General features: G+C 66.2%; 15 protein-coding genes and 1 pseudogene. 7 read left to right on the forward strand and 9 right to left on the reverse strand.

What is annotated here, in order from left to right; all coding sequences use genetic code 11:
• The first annotated feature begins 73 nt into the window (after positions 1 to 73).
• Positions 74 to 1,027 carry a polyprenyl synthetase family protein gene (locus QO058_RS13310; RefSeq protein ID WP_432212045.1) on the forward strand — a complete coding sequence of 318 codons (954 nt, stop codon included), beginning with the start codon at positions 74 to 76 and terminating at the stop codon, positions 1,025 to 1,027.
• A 183-nt stretch (positions 1,028 to 1,210) separates the two neighbouring features.
• On the opposite strand, the gene QO058_RS13315 is transcribed toward QO058_RS13310, so the two are convergent.
• The 3 genes from QO058_RS13315 to QO058_RS13325 all read right to left on the reverse strand — a co-directional run bounded on the left by QO058_RS13315 (position 1,211) and on the right by QO058_RS13325 (position 5,226).
• Complete coding sequence (locus QO058_RS13315) at positions 1,211 to 3,196, reverse strand: potassium transporter Kup (RefSeq protein WP_284172499.1); 1,986 nt, start codon at positions 3,194 to 3,196, stop codon at positions 1,211 to 1,213.
• 151 nt (positions 3,197 to 3,347) lie between these two features.
• Complete coding sequence (gene ispG, locus QO058_RS13320) at positions 3,348 to 4,625, reverse strand: flavodoxin-dependent (E)-4-hydroxy-3-methylbut-2-enyl-diphosphate synthase (protein WP_284172891.1); 1,278 nt, start codon at positions 4,623 to 4,625, stop codon at positions 3,348 to 3,350.
• A gap of 67 nt (positions 4,626 to 4,692) precedes the next feature.
• Entirely contained in the window at positions 4,693 to 5,226 is a 534-nt protein-coding gene (locus QO058_RS13325) for a transcriptional repressor (RefSeq protein WP_284172500.1), read from the reverse strand.
• A 117-nt stretch (positions 5,227 to 5,343) separates the two neighbouring features.
• Between QO058_RS13325 and QO058_RS13330 the strand changes: the two genes are divergently transcribed.
• From QO058_RS13330 to QO058_RS13345, 4 genes are all read left to right on the forward strand, one after another.
• The gene (locus QO058_RS13330) at positions 5,344 to 6,129 is read left to right on the forward strand and encodes a 3-hydroxybutyrate dehydrogenase (RefSeq protein ID WP_284172501.1); all 786 of its coding nucleotides are present in this window, start codon (positions 5,344 to 5,346) and stop codon (positions 6,127 to 6,129) included.
• Positions 6,126 to 7,193, forward strand: a complete 1,068-nt coding sequence (locus tag QO058_RS13335; RefSeq protein ID WP_284172502.1) for a patatin-like phospholipase family protein — start codon at positions 6,126 to 6,128, stop codon at positions 7,191 to 7,193. The genes QO058_RS13330 and QO058_RS13335 overlap by 4 nt, the downstream gene beginning before the upstream one ends.
• A 140-nt stretch (positions 7,194 to 7,333) precedes the next feature.
• Complete coding sequence (locus tag QO058_RS13340; protein WP_284172503.1) at positions 7,334 to 8,044, forward strand: L,D-transpeptidase; 711 nt, start codon at positions 7,334 to 7,336, stop codon at positions 8,042 to 8,044.
• 227 nt (positions 8,045 to 8,271) lie between these two features.
• Positions 8,272 to 8,487, forward strand: coding sequence for a DUF1059 domain-containing protein (locus QO058_RS13345; protein ID WP_284172504.1), 216 nt, complete (start codon positions 8,272 to 8,274; stop codon positions 8,485 to 8,487).
• A gap of 17 nt (positions 8,488 to 8,504) precedes the next feature.
• Here the strand turns inward: QO058_RS13345 and QO058_RS13350 are convergent, their stop codons facing one another.
• Both QO058_RS13350 and QO058_RS13355 read right to left on the reverse strand, forming a co-directional pair.
• Positions 8,505 to 9,176, reverse strand: coding sequence for a class I SAM-dependent methyltransferase (locus QO058_RS13350; protein ID WP_284172505.1), 672 nt, complete (start codon positions 9,174 to 9,176; stop codon positions 8,505 to 8,507).
• Positions 9,173 to 10,390 carry a glycosyltransferase family 4 protein gene (locus QO058_RS13355; RefSeq protein WP_432212046.1) on the reverse strand — a complete coding sequence of 406 codons (1,218 nt, stop codon included), beginning with the start codon at positions 10,388 to 10,390 and terminating at the stop codon, positions 9,173 to 9,175. The genes QO058_RS13350 and QO058_RS13355 overlap by 4 nt, the downstream gene beginning before the upstream one ends.
• Before the next feature lie 228 nt (positions 10,391 to 10,618).
• Between QO058_RS13355 and QO058_RS13360 the strand changes: the two are divergent.
• A pseudogene (locus tag QO058_RS13360) lies at positions 10,619 to 12,044 on the forward strand (M20 family metallopeptidase).
• A 79-nt stretch (positions 12,045 to 12,123) separates the two neighbouring features.
• Here QO058_RS13360 and QO058_RS13365 read toward each other — a convergent pair.
• Positions 12,124 to 12,435 (reverse strand): hypothetical protein, encoded by a 312-nt coding sequence (locus QO058_RS13365; RefSeq protein ID WP_284172506.1) that lies wholly within the window; start codon positions 12,433 to 12,435, stop codon positions 12,124 to 12,126.
• A gap of 199 nt (positions 12,436 to 12,634) precedes the next feature.
• Here QO058_RS13365 and QO058_RS13370 point away from each other — a divergent pair, with 199 nt between their 5' ends.
• On the forward strand, positions 12,635 to 13,162 hold the full coding sequence (locus QO058_RS13370; protein ID WP_284172507.1) for a hypothetical protein: 528 nt from the start codon (positions 12,635 to 12,637) through the stop codon (positions 13,160 to 13,162).
• Between the two features lie 4 nt (positions 13,163 to 13,166).
• Here the strand turns inward: QO058_RS13370 and QO058_RS13375 are convergent, their stop codons facing one another.
• The 3 genes from QO058_RS13375 to QO058_RS13385 form a co-directional block, all read right to left on the reverse strand.
• Positions 13,167 to 14,486 (reverse strand): TRAP transporter large permease, encoded by a 1,320-nt coding sequence (locus QO058_RS13375; protein ID WP_284172893.1) that lies wholly within the window; start codon positions 14,484 to 14,486, stop codon positions 13,167 to 13,169.
• A gap of 8 nt (positions 14,487 to 14,494) precedes the next feature.
• Positions 14,495 to 15,091 carry a TRAP transporter small permease subunit gene (locus tag QO058_RS13380; RefSeq protein ID WP_284172508.1) on the reverse strand — a complete coding sequence of 199 codons (597 nt, stop codon included), beginning with the start codon at positions 15,089 to 15,091 and terminating at the stop codon, positions 14,495 to 14,497.
• An 82-nt stretch (positions 15,092 to 15,173) separates the two neighbouring features.
• Positions 15,174 to 16,289 (reverse strand): TRAP transporter substrate-binding protein, encoded by a 1,116-nt coding sequence (locus QO058_RS13385; protein WP_284172509.1) that lies wholly within the window; start codon positions 16,287 to 16,289, stop codon positions 15,174 to 15,176.
• Between the last annotated feature and the right edge of the window lie 86 nt (positions 16,290 to 16,375).

Here is a 16,375-nt window from a genome sequence, read left to right on the forward strand (position 1 = left end):
CACGCTTGACGATTACGACCGCCTCCGGCAAGCCCCGCGCGCCAAACTCCGCCAGCCAACGCGAGAAGTGATCATGAGTTCCGTGGAACGGACCGCCCCCGCCGCGGCTTTGGCCAGCGCCCTGTCGGAAACGGCGATGGCGATCGAGGCGCTGCTCGAAGCACTGCTGCAGGACGCGCCGGAGACCGGCGAGATTCATCGCCCGGCCCGGCTGCTCGCGGCGATGCGCCATGGCGCGCTCGCCGGCGGCAAGCGCCTTCGGCCTTTCCTCGTCGGCGAGACAGCCAGGCTCTTCGGTGCGCCGGTCGAGCAGGCACTGCGGGCTGGCGCCGCGGTCGAGCTCGCCCATTGCTACTCGCTGGTCCATGACGATCTGCCGGCCATGGACGACGACGATATCCGTCGCGGTCGCCCGACCGTGCACAAGGCCTTCGACGAAGCGACCGCGATCCTCGCCGGCGACGGCCTGCTGACGCTCGCGTTCGACGTCATCGCCGATCAAAGGACGCATCCGGACGGCGAGACGCGCGCCGCGATCATCCTGCAGCTCGCCCGTTCGCTTGGCCTCGGCGGCATGGTCGGTGGCCAGATGCTCGATCTCGCTGCCGAAGGGCGCTTTTCCGGCGACGGCGCTCCAGCCAGGCTCAGCGAGGCCGAGATCCGGCGGATGCAGGCGATGAAGACCGGTGCCCTGCTCGCCGGCAGCGTCCTGATCGGCGCTCGCCTCGGCCAGGCCGATGCGACGCGGATGATGGCGCTGGAGCGTTACGGCAAGGCGCTCGGCGCCGCCTTCCAGGTCGCTGACGACATTCTCGACATCGAGGCGAGTCCCGAGCAGATGGGCAAGGCGACCGCCAAGGACGATGCCAAGGGCAAGGCCACGCTGGTCATGGCGCTCGGCCTCGACGCGGCCCGGCGCGAGCGTGACCGGCTCAGCCAGGAGGCGATCGCCGCGCTCGCCGATTTCGGACCGGAGGCGGCGATGCTGCGCGCGGCGGCGCAGTTCACTGCGCAGCGCAGGAGTTGAAAGCGCGCCTTCCGTCATTCCGGGGCGCTGCGCAGCAGCGAGCCCGGAACCCATGAACACGACGCTGCCGAGCCATGCCTCGGTGTCGGTGCCCATTCTGTCGACAACAATGTTCATGGATTCCGGGCTCAGGCCTGCGGCCTGCCCCGGAATGACGAAGAGCCTGAACGCTCTGATCACCCCTCAGACGGTGACCTGCGTGCCGACCTCGACGACGCGCCCGGTCGGGATCTGGAAGAAGTTGGTGGCGTCGGTCGCGCTCTTGGTCAGGCCGATATAGAGGTTGTCCTGCCAGATCGGCATGCCCGATTGCGGGGAAGCCTTGATCGAACGGCGCGACAGGAAGAACGAGGTCGACATGATGTCGAACTTGAAGCCCTGCTTGCGCAGGATGGCCAGGCCCTTCGGCACGTTCGGGCTCTCCATGTAGCCGTAGACCATCTCGACGCGCCAGAAATCATCGGTGATGCGCGAGAGCCTGACCCGTTCACTCTCGGCGACGCGCGGGGTATCGGCGGAGCGCACGGTCAAGATCACGTTGCGCTCGTGCAGCACCTTGTTGTGCTTGAGGTTGTGCAGCAGCGAGGCCGGCGCCGTCTCCGGATCGCTGGTCAGGAACACCGCCATGCCCTTGACCCGGTAGGGCGGGCTCTTGGTCAGCATCCCGACCAATTCGAGCAGCGGCACGTCGGTCTTGCGGGTCTTGTCGAACAGGATCTTCGTGCCGCGCACCCAGGTCCACATCAGGAGGACCAGCGCCATCGCGAACAGCACCGGCACATAGCCGCCGCTGAGCAGCTTCAAGAGGTTCGCCGAGAAGAAGGCGACGTCGATGATGAGGAATGGCAGGATCACGGCCACCGCGGCAACCAGTCCCCAGCGCCAGCCACGCCAGATCACGATGAAGGCGAGCAGCGAGTCGACCAGCATCGCCCCGAACACCGAGATGCCGTAGGCGTGCGAGAGGTTGGACGAGGTCTTGAAGGTCCAGACCAGCAGCAGCACGGTGAACAGCAGCAGCACGTTGATGCGCGGGATGTAGATCTGCCCGGAGGTGTGCTCGGAGGTGTGGCGGATCTCGAGGCGCGGCAGGAGGCCGAGCTGGATCGCCTGACGGGTCAGCGAATAGGCGCCGGTGATCACCGCCTGGCTGGCGATGATGGTGGCGAGCGTCGCCATGATCACCAGCGGCAGGATCAATGCCGGTGGGGCGAGCTTGTAGAAGGGATTATCGATCGCGGTCGGGTCCGACAGGATCAGCGCACCCTGGCCGAGATAGTTCAGCCACAACGCCGGGAAGACCAGGAAAATCCAGGCGCTGCGGATCGGCCCGCGGCCGAAATGGCCCATATCGGCATAGAGCGCCTCAGCCCCGGTCACCGCGAGACAGACGCTGCCGAGCACCGCGAGCGAAAGCCCGGAATGGTCGATGAAGAAGCGGACCCCATGATAGGGGTTGATCGAGGCGAAGACGCCGAGATCGTCCGAAATGTGATAGATGCCGAGGCCCGCGAGCGTCAGGAACCAGACCGTCATCACCGGCCCGAAGAAGTTGGCGACCTTGCCGGTGCCGCGGCTCTGCACCAGGAACAGGGCGATCAGGATCACAGAGGCGATGGTGATGACATAGTCGTCGAGCACCGGTGTCACCAGCTTCAGGCCCTCGACCGCCGAGAGCACCGAGATCGCCGGCGTGATCACCGCGTCGCCGTAGAACAGCGCAGCGCCGGCCATGCCGAGAAAGAGCACGATGCCGCCGCGGGTGCGCCCGAGCGCGCGCTGCGCCAGCGCCACCAGGGTCAGCGTGCCGCCCTCGCCGTTGTTGTCGGCCCGCAGCAGCAGCACGACATATTTCAGCGTCACCACGAGGACGAGCGACCACAGGATCAGCGAGAGCACGCCGATCACCACCTCACGCGGCAAGGGGCCCGCCAGCGCAACCGCCACACCGCCGCCATGTCCGCCGGAGGCGGCACCGGTCGCAGCCAGGATCGTCTCGCGGAGCGCATAGAGCGGGCTGGTGCCGATATCGCCATAGACGACACCGAGCGCGCCGAGCGCCAGCGCGGCATAGCTTTGCGTGGAATGACCGTTGCCGGCCGGCTCATCGAGCCCGAAGCGATCACCGTCCGGCTTGGCGGCCGGTGGGTGCTGCTGGTCATGACCCATCAGGGCGCTCCGCGGGTGCTGCAATGCAGCGAAAAGGCCGGGGCCTCTAGCACGGCATGTCTCACAGGCAAAGACGCTAGAGCATATGCCGCAATGGGGGAGCCACTTTCGGTCGGCGATCACCTTGAATCGATTAGATTGGCGAGAGCGCCTATTCGGCCGCCGCAGCCCGGGCGCCGTAGCGCCGCTCGACGTAATCCTCGACCATGGTCTTGAACTCGGCCGCGATCGCAGGCCCCCGCAAGGTCGCGACCTTCTTGCCGTCGACGAAGACCGGCGCGGTCGGCACCTCGCCGGTGCCCGGCAGCGATATTCCGATATCGGCATGCTTCGACTCGCCGGGACCGTTGACGATGCAGCCCATCACCGCGACGTTGAGCGCCTCGATGCCGGGATAGCGCGTCTTCCATTCCGGCATGGAGGTCGTGATCCAGCTCTGGATGTCCATCGCCAGCTCCTGGAACACCGTCGAGGTGGTCCGCCCGCAGCCCGGACAGGCCGCAACCTGCGGCACGAAGGCACGAAAGCCCATGGTCTGCAGCAATTCCTGCGAGGCCTTCACCTCGAGCGTGCGATCACCGCCCGGTTCCGGCGTCAGCGAGAAGCGGATGGTGTCACCGATTCCATCCTGCAGGAGCACGCCGAGCGCCGCCGAGGAGGCGACGAGGCCCTTGGAGCCCATCCCAGCCTCGGTCAGGCCAAGATGGATGGCATAGTCGCCGCGTTGCGCCAACATGCGGTAGACCGCGATCAGATCCTGCACGCCCGAGACCTTGACGGAGAGGATGATCTTGTCCTTGCCGAGCCCGATCTCCTCGGCGCGCTCGGCCGAGAAGAGAGCCGAGCGCACCATCGCCTCGCGCATCACCGCACGCGCATCGAGCGGCTTTGGCGCCCCGGCGTTGATGTCCATCAGCGACGTCAACAATTCCTGGTCGAGCGAGCCCCAGTTCGCGCCGATCCGCACGCTCTTGCCGTGCCTGATCGCGAGCTCGACGATCTGGCCGAACTGCTTGTCCTTCTTGTCCTTGAAGCCGACATTACCGGGATTGATCCGGTATTTCGCCAATGCTTGGGCGCAGGCCGGATGGTCGGTCAGCAGCTTGTGGCCGATATAATGGAAATCGCCGATCAGCGGCACGTCGATGCCGAGGATGTCGAGTCGCTCGCGGATATGCGGCACGGCCGCCGCCGCCTCGTCGCGATCGACGGTGATGCGCACCAGCTCCGAACCTGCCCGCGCCAGCGCTGCGACCTGCCCGACCGTCGCCGGAATGTCGGCGGTGTCGGTATTGGTCATCGACTGCACGACGATCGGCGCACCGCCGCCGACCTGCACATGGCCGACCATCACAGGCACGGTACGCTTGCGCGGGGCTGGCGCGGCCTCGGGCCCCTCGGGCAGGCAGGTCAGCGGCTGTTCACTCATGGAATGGTCCGGATCCTTCGCCGGCAGCGGCACGTCGCGGTTGCACTGCGCCCTCGCCTCGTAGTCGTCAAGCCGCAGCCGCATCGCGGCAGTGCTCGCAGCGCCCGACGATCTCGACCACCTGGTAGGAGGTCTGGAAGCGCCGGCCCTCGGCCATGCCCTTGATCGCGGCGCGCATGGCGGATGATGCATCCTCGTCGACGCCGCCGCAGACCTCGCAGATCAGGAAGGCGACCGCCTCGTTGGCGCCATGCCCGTGCGGGCAGGCAATGAAGGCGTTGCGCGAGCTCAGGCGATGCACGAAGCCCTGCTCGACCAGGAAGTCGAGCGCCCGGTAGATCGAGATCGGCGCCAGCCGGCGCCCGCCCGGCGGCGAGATCCGGTCGGCGAGATCATAAGCGCCGACCGGCTTGTGGTCGGCGTAGAGCGCTTCCAGCGCCTTGCGCCGGATCGGCGTGAGCCGCAGGCCGCGCTCGCGGCAGACCGCCTCGGCCCGCGCCAGGCCGGCGGCGGCGTGGCGCGAATGATCGTGGGCGTGCTGGCATTGGCCATGCGCATGGTCGTGATCGTGATGGTCGCTTGCAGGCTGCATTTTCGTCATGTTGCGTTGCAATAGCTCATCGGGCACCGTCCTGGTGACCGACGCTCCTTCGCTGGCGCAATGCCAGCCTCCGCCGGTAAGTTAAGCGTTCTCGGGCCAAATGTCAGGAGCCGCCCCATGTTCCTCAAAGATCGTACTGCCCTTATCACCGGCTCCACCTCCGGCATCGGCCTCGCCTACGCCCGCGCGCTCGCCGCAGAGGGTGCCAATGTCGTGATCAACGGTTTCGGCGAAGCGGACGCGATCGAAAAGGAGAGCGCCGGCATCGAGAAGGACTTCAAGGTCAAGGCGCGCTACTCGGCCGCCAACATGATGAAGCCCGACGAGATCGCCGCCATGGTCGCCGAGGCCGAAAAGGAGTTCGGCGCGATCGACATCCTCGTTAACAATGCCGGCATCCAGCATGTCGCGCCGGTCGACGAGTTCCCGATCGAGAAATGGGACCAGATCATCGCGATCAACCTGTCCTCGGCGTTCCATGCCACCCGCGCCGCTTTGCCGAAGATGAAGGCGAAGGGCTGGGGCCGCATCATCAATACCGCCTCCGCCCACGCCTTCGTCGCCTCGCCGTTCAAGAGCGCGTATGTCGCCGCCAAGCACGGCATCGCCGGCTTCACCAAGACGGTGGCGCTCGAGGTCGCGACCAACGGCATCACCGTCAACGCGATCGCGCCCGGCTATGTCTGGACGCCTTTGGTCGAGAAGCAGATCCCCGACACGATGAAGGCCCGCAACATGACCAAGGAGCAGGTCATCAACGACGTGCTGCTGCTGGCCCAGCCAACCAAGGAATTCGTCACCGTCGAGCAGGTCGCGGCCCTCGCCATCTTCCTCTGCACCGATGCGGCCAAATCGATCACCGGCACGACCCTGCCGATGGATGGCGGCTGGACCGCGGCATGACCGGCCGCAAGCGCCGGCGCGTTCCTCAGGTCAAGGGCCTGGCGGGGCCGAAGGCCGAGAAGTCAGTCAACCTCGCGCTCCAGGGCGGCGGCGCGCACGGCGCCTTCACCTGGGGCGTGCTCGACGCCATCCTCGCCGATGGCCGCCTCGCGATCGAGGCGATGACCGGCGCCAGCGCCGGCGCGATGAATGCGGTGGTGCTGACCGAGGGTTGGCTCGATGGCGGCATCGACGGCGCCCGCACGGCGCTGGAGAATTTCTGGCGGCGGATCAGCGTCGACGGCAAATATGGCGGCTCGGAGCGCTCGCTGCTCGATACCATGCTCGGCGCCTGGACCGATGGGCGCCCGCCGGGGCTGATCTGGTTCGAGCTTCTCTCGAAGGTGGCGAGCCCCTACGACGTCAATCCGCTCAACATCAACCCGCTGCGCGGCGTGATCGCCGACCTGATCGACTTCGACAAAGTCCAGGGTTGCGCCGACGTGAACCTGTTCATCTCGGCCACCAATGTCCGCACCGGCAAGATCAAGATCTTCACCCGGCAGGAGCTGACCGCCGACCATCTGATGGCCTCCGCCTGCCTGCCGATGCTGTTCCAGGCGGTCGAGATCGACGGGCAGGCCTATTGGGATGGCGGCTATATGGGCAATCCGCCGCTCTTCCCGCTGTTCTACGAGGCTGCAGGCGACGACATCATGCTGGTGCAGATCAACCCGCTCGAGCGTCGTGACCTGCCGACCAATGCGCGGGCGATCCAGGACCGGCTCAACGAGGTCACCTTCAACGCCTCGCTGCTGCGCGAACTGCGCGCCATCGACTTCGTCAACCGCCTGCTCGACGACGGCAAGCTCTCGACCGGCGACTACAAGCGCGTGCTGATGCACCGCATCGATGGCGGCCTGCCGCTGGCGCAGCTGACCTCCTCCTCGCGCCTCAATTCCGAATGGAGCTTCCTGCTCAGCCTGCGCGACATGGGCCGCACCGCGGCGAAGCGCTGGCTCAAGCGCAACTATGCCGCCATCGGAGTCCAGGGGACCTTGGATCTGAAGGAAGCGATTTCGTAAGACGTGAGGCCGCTAATGCGGTAAAGGCGCGAGCTTGCAAGCCAAGACGCATGACGGCAATCTCGGCCCGGCCAAGACGTTCAACGGGTGGATGCCGCAGTGTCGTCTCGTCGGCAGCAGGACAAGGGAAGTCCAGGACCATGATCATCGACGATAGCAATGCCGACGCCCGCAAGATGCATGAGATCGCCCTGCTCGGGCGCCGGGCGGGCCTTCTCAGCCGCCGCTCGTTCCTGGCCAGCTCGGCCGCCGGCCTCGGCGCGCTCGGGCTCGGCGGTTGCGCGACCTCCGACGGCATGAGCCTCGCCGAGGCGCAGAAGCTCTACGGACCGGTGCCCGAGGAGAAGTTCCCGATCCCGGCGATCGATGTCACCCACGTCGATCCGAAATATTTCCGCAAGACCGTTCGCTACGAGACCAAGGAAGCGCCTGGCACGATCATCGTCGATCCCGGCAATTACCATGTCTATCGCGTCGAGGACGGCGGAAACGCGACCCGCTATGGCGCCAATGTCGGCCGCGACGGCTTCCGCTGGACCGGCGACGCCTATGTCGGGCGCAAGTCCGAATGGGCGACCTGGACACCGCCCAGGGAGATGATCAAGCGCCAGCCCGAGGCGGCTAAATACGCCCGCGGCATGCCGGGCGGCCTCGACAACCCGCTCGGCGCGCGCACGCTCCATCTCTACCAGAACGGCGCCTACACGCTCTACACGATCTATGCGTCCCTCGACGCGGAATCGATCGGAAACGGCATCACCAGCGGCTGCATCGGCCTGCTCACGCAGGACATGATCCATCTGTACAACAACACGCCGGTCAAGACGAAGGTGGTCGTGCTGCCGGCCTGAGGCAGCGAATCACGCTTTTGGGAAGGGTGCTGCCGTCTCGGCAGCACAGGCTCCTCTCTCGTCCCAATTCCGAGCCCAACGGTCAGTGGCGCAATAGACCGAATAGTCGCGCTTGCCGCCATCGTCGGGCTGCATATCGCTTTTGCGGCAATCGCGCCTGGGCGTATTGTGGACCAAGCAGCCCTTCGGCCTGAAGGGTGCCGGATCTTCCAATCGGGGAGGACGTCATGGGACGCAAATTCATCGACTGCCGTGAATTCCCGAGCGAGATGAACTGCTCAATCGCGATCGGCGCCGATACTGAGGGCGAACTGCTGGAGGCGGCCGTCCAGCATGCCGTTACGGTTCACGGGCATCAGGATACGCCCGAATTGCGGGGTCAACTCAGGAGCGTCATCAAAGACGGCATTCCCCCGGAGAAAGCGCCGAGCCGGGCCGCCTGAGCGAGAGCCCCCGCCGCCTACCGCCCTTCGCCCGCCAGTCGCCACACCGAGCTCTTCTTGATCTCGGCATCCTCCAGCGCCCGCGTCACCGGCACCTGATAGGTTGCGACTTCGGTGAGCCTGTCCTTGGGCAGATAACTGCGGCCGGGATCGCCGATCAGCACGGTCGCACCACGGGCGGAGAGGGCTGAGAGCCAGTCGATCACCCGCATCGCGAGCTCGCTCTCATAGCAGATGTCGCCGGCAAGGATGATCTCCCAGCCCTGATCGAGGCCGACGAGGTCATCGAGGCGAGCCTCGATGGACACCCCGTTCGCTTCGGCATTGAGGCCGATCGCGGCAGTGGCGAAGGCGTCGATATCGGCCGCGATCACCTGCGCGGCACCCGCTTTCGCCGCAGCGATCGCGACGAGGCCTGAGCCGCTGGCGAAATCGAGCACCCGCAGGCCGCGCACGACCTCGGGATGGTCCCAAATATAGCGCGCCAGTGCCTGCCCGCCGGCCCAGGCAAAGGCCCAGAACGGCGGCGGCAGGCCGATCGTCGCCAGCTCGTCCTCGGTTTTCTGCCAGAGCTCGGTCGCCTCCTCAGCGACATGCAGCGAAATCTCCGGCGCATGCGGCACCGGCAGCAGCCTTGTATGGAGGCGGATGAAGGCGAGCCGGTCGAGCGTCGCGTCCGCCTCGCTCACGCGACCAGATCCGCCTGGTGCTGCCCGAGCAGGGAACGGTAGAGCGCCTTCACCCCGTCCATGACATCGCGCTCGGTATAGCCGGCGAGCAGGCGCTCGCGCGCACTCATGCCCATCCGCTCGACCTGGCCGGGCGAAGCCGCAAGCGTCATCAGCGCCTGCGCCAGCGCGACGATATCGTTGGCCGGCACGACGAAACCGTCCTGGCCGGTGCGGACGAAGGAACGGCAGCCGGGCACGTCGGTGGTCAACAGCGCCCGCCCGCACGCAGCGCCCTCCAGCAAGGTCCGTGGCAGGCCCTCGCCGCCGCGCGAGGGCAGGCAGCAGACATGGTGCTTGCGCCAGACATCCTCGATATCGCGCGTCGGCCCGGCCCAGCTGATCCCCGGCCGCGCCGACCATTCCCGCAAGGTCGCCTCCGGAACCGCCTTGGGGTTGGAGGGATCGGGCGCACCGTGCAGCGTCAGCTCGACGCGCGCGCCCTGCTTGCGCGCCAGCGTCACCGCCTCGACCGCAAGATCGACGCCCTTGGACCAGAGCATGCGAGCGACGAGCGCGACCTTGAGCGGTGGCTGCAGCGGCATCGGCTCGGGCATCAGGATCAGCGGATCGACCCCGGCGCCGCCGACAATCGCGACCTTGCCGGCATCAGCCGGATCGAGCCCGAGCGTCAGCGGGTCGTCGGGGTTCTCGAACAGGAAGCGCACCAGCGGTCCGTCGATGGCCTCGCGCAGCCAGAGTTTTGCTCCCAACCGCGCTGCATCAGCAAGTCCACCTTCGCGCGCTCCGAGGAAACCGAGGCCGGTCAGCGCGTAGACCCGCCGCTCGACCCCGGCGAGGCGCCCGGCGAGGCCAGCGAGCGCGATCGGCTTCAGCGCGATGCAATGCAGGATGTCCGGACGCTCCCGCTGGATCAGGCGCTTCAGCGCCATGACCTGCTTGACGAGGGCAACCGGCGAGAGCGAGCGCCGCTCCGCCTCAAGCGCAATCAATCGCGCGCCGGTCGCCTCGATCGCTTTGCGATGATTGCGCTCCCTAGCGATCACTGCGACGTCGAGCCCCATTTCGCCGGCGGCCCGCGCCATCGGCAGGAAATGCGACGCGAAGAACCAGTCCTCGGTGGCGACAAAAAGCAGCTTCTGGCGGGCCATGCCGCGCATCAGGCCGATGCCGCGCCGAAATGCAAGCGCTTCGCCGTCTTTCTCCCTCCCCACGGCCCTCATCCTGAGGAGCGCTCCGCAGGAGCGCGTCTCGAAGGATGCTCCAGGAGGCTCCCGGGATAGCTGGAGCATCCTTCGAGACGCCGCTGCGCGGCTCCTCAGGATGAGGGCTCATGAGAATTTGACGCCCTTGGACAGGGCCGCCATGCCCTGCGGTTGCTGGACGCCTGCCTCCGTGCTTGCGAAAAGGAGGCGAGTCTTCCTCCTCCAGAGAGACAAGTCATGGACAATCGCAACGACCTCTGGCGTCACGTCGACGCCAGCAAAGAGCGCTTCATCGAACTCAGCGACCGGGTCTGGGCCATTCCCGAGGTCTGCTACACCGAGAAGCGCTCGGTCGCCGAACATGTCGCGGAGCTCCAACACCAGGGCTTCCGGATCACCGAAAACGTCGCCGATATCCCGACCGCGGTGATCGGCGAGGCCGGCGAAGGCGGCCCGGTCATCGCCTTCCTCGGCGAATATGACGCCCTGCCCGGTCTCAGCCAGGAATCCGGTGTCGCCCAGCACAGCGAGATCGAGACCGGCGGCCACGGCCATGGCTGCGGCCACAACCTGCTCGGCTCGGCCGCCCTTCTCGCCGCGACCGCGATGAAGGACTGGCTCGCCGAGAACAAGCTGCCCGGCCGCGTCCGCTATTATGGTTGCCCGGCTGAGGAAGGCGGCGCCGCCAAGGCCTTCATGGTCCGCGCCGGCGCCTTCAAGGATGCCGACATCGCCATCTCCTGGCACCCCAGCAGCTTCTGGGAGGTCACCCCGCCGCTCTCGCTCGCCAACACCCGCGCCGACTTCATCTTCACCGGCCGTGCTTCGCACGCTGCCGCCTCGCCCGAGCTCGGCCGCAGCGCCCTCGACGCCGTCGAGCTGATGAGCGTCGGCGTCAACTACATGCGCGAGCACATGCCGAGCGACGCCCGCGTCCACTACGCCCTGCTCGACACCGGCGGCATCGCCCCCAATGTCGTCCAGGCCCATGCCCGGGTGCGCTATTCGATCCGCGCCCGCGACCTGCCCGGCATGCTGGAGCTGGTCGGCCGCGTCAAAAAAAGATCGCCGAGGGCGCCGCGCTGATGACCGAGACGACGGTCGAGATGAAGATCGTCAGCGCCGTCTCCAATGTCGTCGGCAACGGCCCGCTGGAAAAGGCGCTGCAGGGCATCATGGAGGATCTCGGCCCGCCGCATTTCGACGAGGCCGACAAGGAGTTCGCCAGGCAGATCCGCTCGACCCTGACGCAGAAGGACATCGACGCGATCTGGCGCTCGATCGGCCTGCCGAAGACCGATGCCGAACTGGCCGACTTCACCGTGCCGCTCGATGCGCCCCGCAACCCGGCGATCGGCTCGACCGATGTCGGCGATGTCAGCTGGGTCGTCCCGACCGTGCAGGCGCATGCGCCGACCGTCGCGATCGGCACGCCCTTCCACACCTGGCAGGTGGTGGCGCAGGGCAAGATGCCGGCCGCGCACAAGGCGATGGTCCAGGTCGCCAAGGCGATGGCGGCGACCGGCGCGGCCGTGCTGACCGATCCCCAGCTGATGGCAGCGGCCAAGGCCGACTTCCAGAAGCGCGTCGCAGCCGATGGCGGCTATACCTCGCCGGTTCCCCCGAGGTGAAGCCGCCGCTGACCATGTCGACCGGCGGCTGAACCGTCTTCCGGCATAAAAAGGCCCGCCGGGCGAACCGGCGGGCCAGGATGTCGGGCCGGGGAGGAAGGCCCGGAAAGCTCAGTAATAGGTGCGGCAGACGCGGCGGGTGCCGATATATTCGCCGTAATAGTTGACGCGGTCGACGAGCTGGCAGCGGCGGACCGGTGCGGGAGCATAAGCCGGGGCGTAGCCGTCGTCGTAGTAGCCATAGGCCGGGCCGCTGGCCGCGCCGGCGGCAAGGGCGCCGAGGGCGAGGGCGCCGACGATGCCGGCGCCGACCGCAGCGCCGCGATAATAGCGCGGGCGCGCCTCGGCATCAGCGGCGAAGACGGAAGCGCCCAGCGCCAAAGCGGCGACGGCGGCGGCGAAGCTCTTCTTGGTGCGGGTCATGTTCATTCTCCGAATGGATAGCCGGGTGGCGAACTGTTCGCCATGCTGCGGACTTGTCGGTCGCAGGACCGGAATCGCGCGGCTCGCATAAAAAATTCTCGAAATGCCGTCAGGTTCCGCTCAGCGCTCACGAACGACAGCTTGCTGGCTGGCGCCGTATGTCGCCGGATCGGGCGCTTCAGGATGGAGAAACCGCACCATGATGATCGGACGGCTCGCTCTCGCCATCGGCTTTGCGACCCTGCTCGCAGCGCCTCTCCGCGCCGAGCAATGGGCGAGCAGCTACACGGCCCATGACTACGCCAAATGCCGCAAGGACAAGGGCAATGGCGACCCGATCTCCATACACCGCTGCCCAGGCAAGGCGGGCATCATCGTGATCTGGACGGCCGGCGACGATTCCTCCTCCGTCGACTTCGGCGCCAGCCCGACGCAAGAGACGATCTCCGACAAGGCATCCTTCTTCGAGGTCGGCAAGACGATCGAATGGCGTGGGCCGAAGGGTAAGCGGCCCCTGGCGGCGATCGTGCGTTATGCGACCGGCGCGAGCGTCGGTAAGCTCAATGGGAGCCGGCTCGTCGTCTACCGGCTCGCACCCGACGGTGCCTCCTGCATCGTCGGCAGCGTCGATGCCCGCAAGCCGGACGCCAATAACTCAGCTCGCCGTCTCGCCGACGAGAAGTCTGCGAGCTTCCGCTGCGGCCAGGACGCCCGCTCCGAGGACTGAATTCTCAGCCGTAGAGATATTTCGGCAGCCAGAGCGCGATGCCCGGGAAGACATAGACCAGCACCATCGCCACCAGCACGATCCAGAGGAAGGGCATCACGCCGGAGAAGATCTGGTTGATGGTGACGTGTGGCGGCGCAATGCCCTTGAGGTAGAACGGCGCCATCGCCACCGGCGGCGACAGGAACGAGGTCTGGATGTTCAGGGCGATCAGGATGCCGAAGAACAGCGGGTCGATCTTGAAGAACTCGAGCAGCGGCAGGAAGATCGGCACGAAGATCACGATGATCTCGGTCCATTCCAGCGGCCAGCCCAGCACGAAGATGATCAATTGTGCCACGATCAGGAACATGGTCGGCGAGAGGTTGAGCGCCGTGACCAGGTTCTTGATCGGCTCGTGGCCGCCGAGGATGGCGAAGATCGACGAGAAGATGAAGGAGCCGACGAAGAGCCAGCAGACCATGGCCGAGGTCCGCGCGGTCAGTATCACCGACTCCTTGACCTTGGTGAAGGAGAGCGAGCGGTAGGCGGCGGCAAGGATCAGGCTGCCGAGTGAGCCGATCGCGGCTGCCTCGGTCGGGGTCGCCAGGCCGAAGAAGATCGCGCCCAGCACCGACATGATCAGGATGGTGAGCGGAAAGAAGCTGGTCAGCAGCGCCCAGACCACCGTCGTCCACGGTACGTCGGTCTGCTCCTTCGGCAGCTTGGGCGCCAGCGCCGGGTTGAGCCAGCAGCGGATCAGCACGTAGAGCATGTAGAGCCCGGCGAGCAGCAGGCCGGGGAACAGCGCCCCCGCATAGAGCTTCGGCACCGAGACGCCGGCGGTCGCGCCGTAGAGGATCAGCATCACCGAGGGCGGGATCAGGATCCCGAGGCAGCCGCCGGCACAGACCACGCCGGCCGAGAGCCTGACGTCGTAGCCGGCGCGCAGCATCGCCGGAAAGGCGAGCAGCCCCATCAGCGTCACTACCGCGCCGACGATCCCGGTCGCGGTCGCGAAGATCGCGCAGGTGGCGAGCGTCGCGATCGCAAGCGAGCCCGGTACATTGCCGAGCGCGAGCTGGATCGAGTGGAACAGCTTGTCGAGGATGTTCGCCCGCTCGATGATGTAGCCCATGAAGATGAAGAGCGGGATCGAGACCAGGACGTCGTTGGCCATCACCGAATAGGTGCGCTGGACCACTAGGTTGAAGACGATGTCGCCCATCGCCCAGTAGCCGAAGCCGACACCGAGCGCCATCAGCGTGAAGGCGATCGGGAAGCCGAGCATGATGAAGAAGATGAACAGGACGAGCATCACCACGCCCAGTTCCGGATTGCCCATGCCCAGCATCAGACCGTCTTCCCCGCATCCGGCGCGCCTTGCGTAGCGGCGGCGGCCTGTTCGAGAATGAGCTTCTCGGTTTCCTCGACATCGTGCAGACGCGGCGGCCATTCGCCCGTGCGCAGGCAGATGATGCAGCGCGCCACCTCGGCCATGCCCTGCAGCGTCATCAGCACCCCGGCGATCGGGATCAGCGACTTGAAATGATAGAGCGGCGGTCCGTTCGGCGAGTTCGAGGAGTGCTCGCCGATCATCCAGGAGAAGGCCGCGAATTTGTAACCGGCCCAGGCGAGCGCGATGATGCCCGGGAAGAAGAAGAGAAAATAGAGCGCGAGATCGAGCCGCGCCTGCGTCCGCGGGCTCCAGGCGCGATAAAGGAAATCGCCGCGGACATGCGCGTTGCGGGCGAGCGCATAAGGTCCGGCCAGCATGAACAGCGTGCCGTAGAGGATGTAGCTGACGTCGAAGGCCCATTCGGTCGGCGCGCGCAGCACGTAGCGGGCGAAGACCTCGTAGCTGATTGCCAGCGTCAGGATCAGGATCGTCCAGCCGGCGAGCTTGCCGATGGCCGTGTTGAACTTGTCGATCGCCAGGATCAGTCCCATGCGCGCCTGCTGCTGCTTCTCGGGCAAAGAACGCCCGCCACCGGGGACGATGGCGGGCGCGGCGTTGTCGAGGGCGACGCCTTCAGGTCTTGAAGAAGTGGTTGAAGGCGAGGTCGCGCGAGGGTTCGTTGACGCGCTGATAGGCGACCGTGCGCTTGACCCAGTCCTTCTGGCTGTCGACCACCTTCTTGAAGAACGGGCTCTCGCCGCCGAGCTTCTCCAGCACCTTGTCCCAGGCGGCAAGCTGCGCCTTGAGGATCACTTCCGGCGTCGTGACGACATTGACTCCCTTGCCCCGCAGCATTTCGAGATCCTTGGAATAGCGATCGAGCGCCTTCCAGATCATGTCGGAGGAGGCTGATTCGGCCGAGTACTTGATGATCGCCTTCTGCTCGGGCGAGAGCGCGTCGAACTTGGTCTTGTTGAAGAGCAATTCGAAGCTCTCCGCTGCCTGATGGTAGCTCTGCAGCATGTAGACCTTGGCGACGTCCTGGAAGCCGAGGATCGAATCCGAGGACGGGTTGTTGAACTCGGCGCCGTCGATGACGCCGCGCTCCAGCGCCGGCACGATCTCGCCACCGGCGAGGATGGTGACCGCCGCGCCCATCTCGCGCATCAGGTCGGCAGCGAGGCCAACGGTGCGGTATTTCAGGCCCTTGAAGTCATCGGCGGTCTTCAGCTCCTTCTTGAACCAGCCGAGGGGCTGGCACGGCATCGGCCCGGAGAAGAAGCCGACCAGATTGAGCTTGAGCTGGTTCTGGACGAGATCGTTGTAGAGATCATAGCCGCCGCCATGATTCATCCAGCCGAGGAAGTTGGTGGCATCCCAGCCCAGCGCCGGCGGCGTGCCGAACAGCGAGAACGCCTTGTTCTTGCCGTACCAATAGGCCGACACACCATGGCCGCCATCGAGAATGCCGGCCGCGACCGCGTCCTGCATCTGGAAGGCCGGCACGACGGCGCCGGCGGCGAGCACGTCGACCTTGAGCCGGCCGCCTGACATGTCGTTGATGCGCTTGGCGAAATCGCCGGCGAATTCGTGGAAGATGTCCTTGGTCGGCCAGGTCGACTGGAACTTCCAGGTCACGGTCTGCGCCCGGCTGACCTGCGGCATGGCGATTGCGCCTGCACCTGCGAGCCCGGCCACTTTCAGGAAATTGCGCCTATTGGCGCGCGTCTTCGTCGCTTCGGACGTCATGGTTCTCTCCCCAGAGAAACGGCGCCGTTGAAGCCGGCGTGCATTGTTTGCGGCTCTGATGGCCGCCAGCCTTCAGAGTTTCGGCC

The organism is Bosea vestrisii, from assembly GCF_030144325.1.
Classification (GTDB): Bacteria; Pseudomonadota; Alphaproteobacteria; order Rhizobiales; family Beijerinckiaceae; genus Allobosea; species Allobosea vestrisii_A.

Bases quoted from the DNA above. Each gene is read 5' to 3' on its own strand.
- QO058_RS13325 (WP_284172500.1), bottom strand. From the start codon at position 5,226: ATGACGAAAATGCAGCCTGCAAGCGACCATCACGATCACGACCATGCG.
- QO058_RS13370 (WP_284172507.1), top strand. From the start codon at position 12,635: ATGATGATCGGACGGCTCGCTCTCGCCATCGGCTTTGCGACCCTGCTC.
- QO058_RS13345 (WP_284172504.1), top strand. From the start codon at position 8,272: ATGGGACGCAAATTCATCGACTGCCGTGAATTCCCGAGCGAGATGAAC.
- QO058_RS13380 (WP_284172508.1), bottom strand. From the start codon at position 15,091: ATGGGACTGATCCTGGCGATCGACAAGTTCAACACGGCCATCGGCAAG.
- QO058_RS13375 (WP_284172893.1), bottom strand. From the start codon at position 14,486: ATGGGCAATCCGGAACTGGGCGTGGTGATGCTCGTCCTGTTCATCTTC.
- QO058_RS13315 (WP_284172499.1), bottom strand. From the start codon at position 3,196: ATGGGTCATGACCAGCAGCACCCACCGGCCGCCAAGCCGGACGGTGAT.
- QO058_RS13340 (WP_284172503.1), top strand. From the start codon at position 7,334: ATGATCATCGACGATAGCAATGCCGACGCCCGCAAGATGCATGAGATC.
- QO058_RS13335 (WP_284172502.1), top strand. From the start codon at position 6,126: ATGACCGGCCGCAAGCGCCGGCGCGTTCCTCAGGTCAAGGGCCTGGCG.
- QO058_RS13365 (WP_284172506.1), bottom strand. From the start codon at position 12,435: ATGACCCGCACCAAGAAGAGCTTCGCCGCCGCCGTCGCCGCTTTGGCG.
- QO058_RS13310 (WP_432212045.1), top strand. From the start codon at position 74: ATGAGTTCCGTGGAACGGACCGCCCCCGCCGCGGCTTTGGCCAGCGCC.
- ispG (WP_284172891.1), bottom strand. From the start codon at position 4,625: ATGAGTGAACAGCCGCTGACCTGCCTGCCCGAGGGGCCCGAGGCCGCG.
- QO058_RS13330 (WP_284172501.1), top strand. From the start codon at position 5,344: ATGTTCCTCAAAGATCGTACTGCCCTTATCACCGGCTCCACCTCCGGC.
- QO058_RS13385 (WP_284172509.1), bottom strand. From the start codon at position 16,289: ATGACGTCCGAAGCGACGAAGACGCGCGCCAATAGGCGCAATTTCCTG.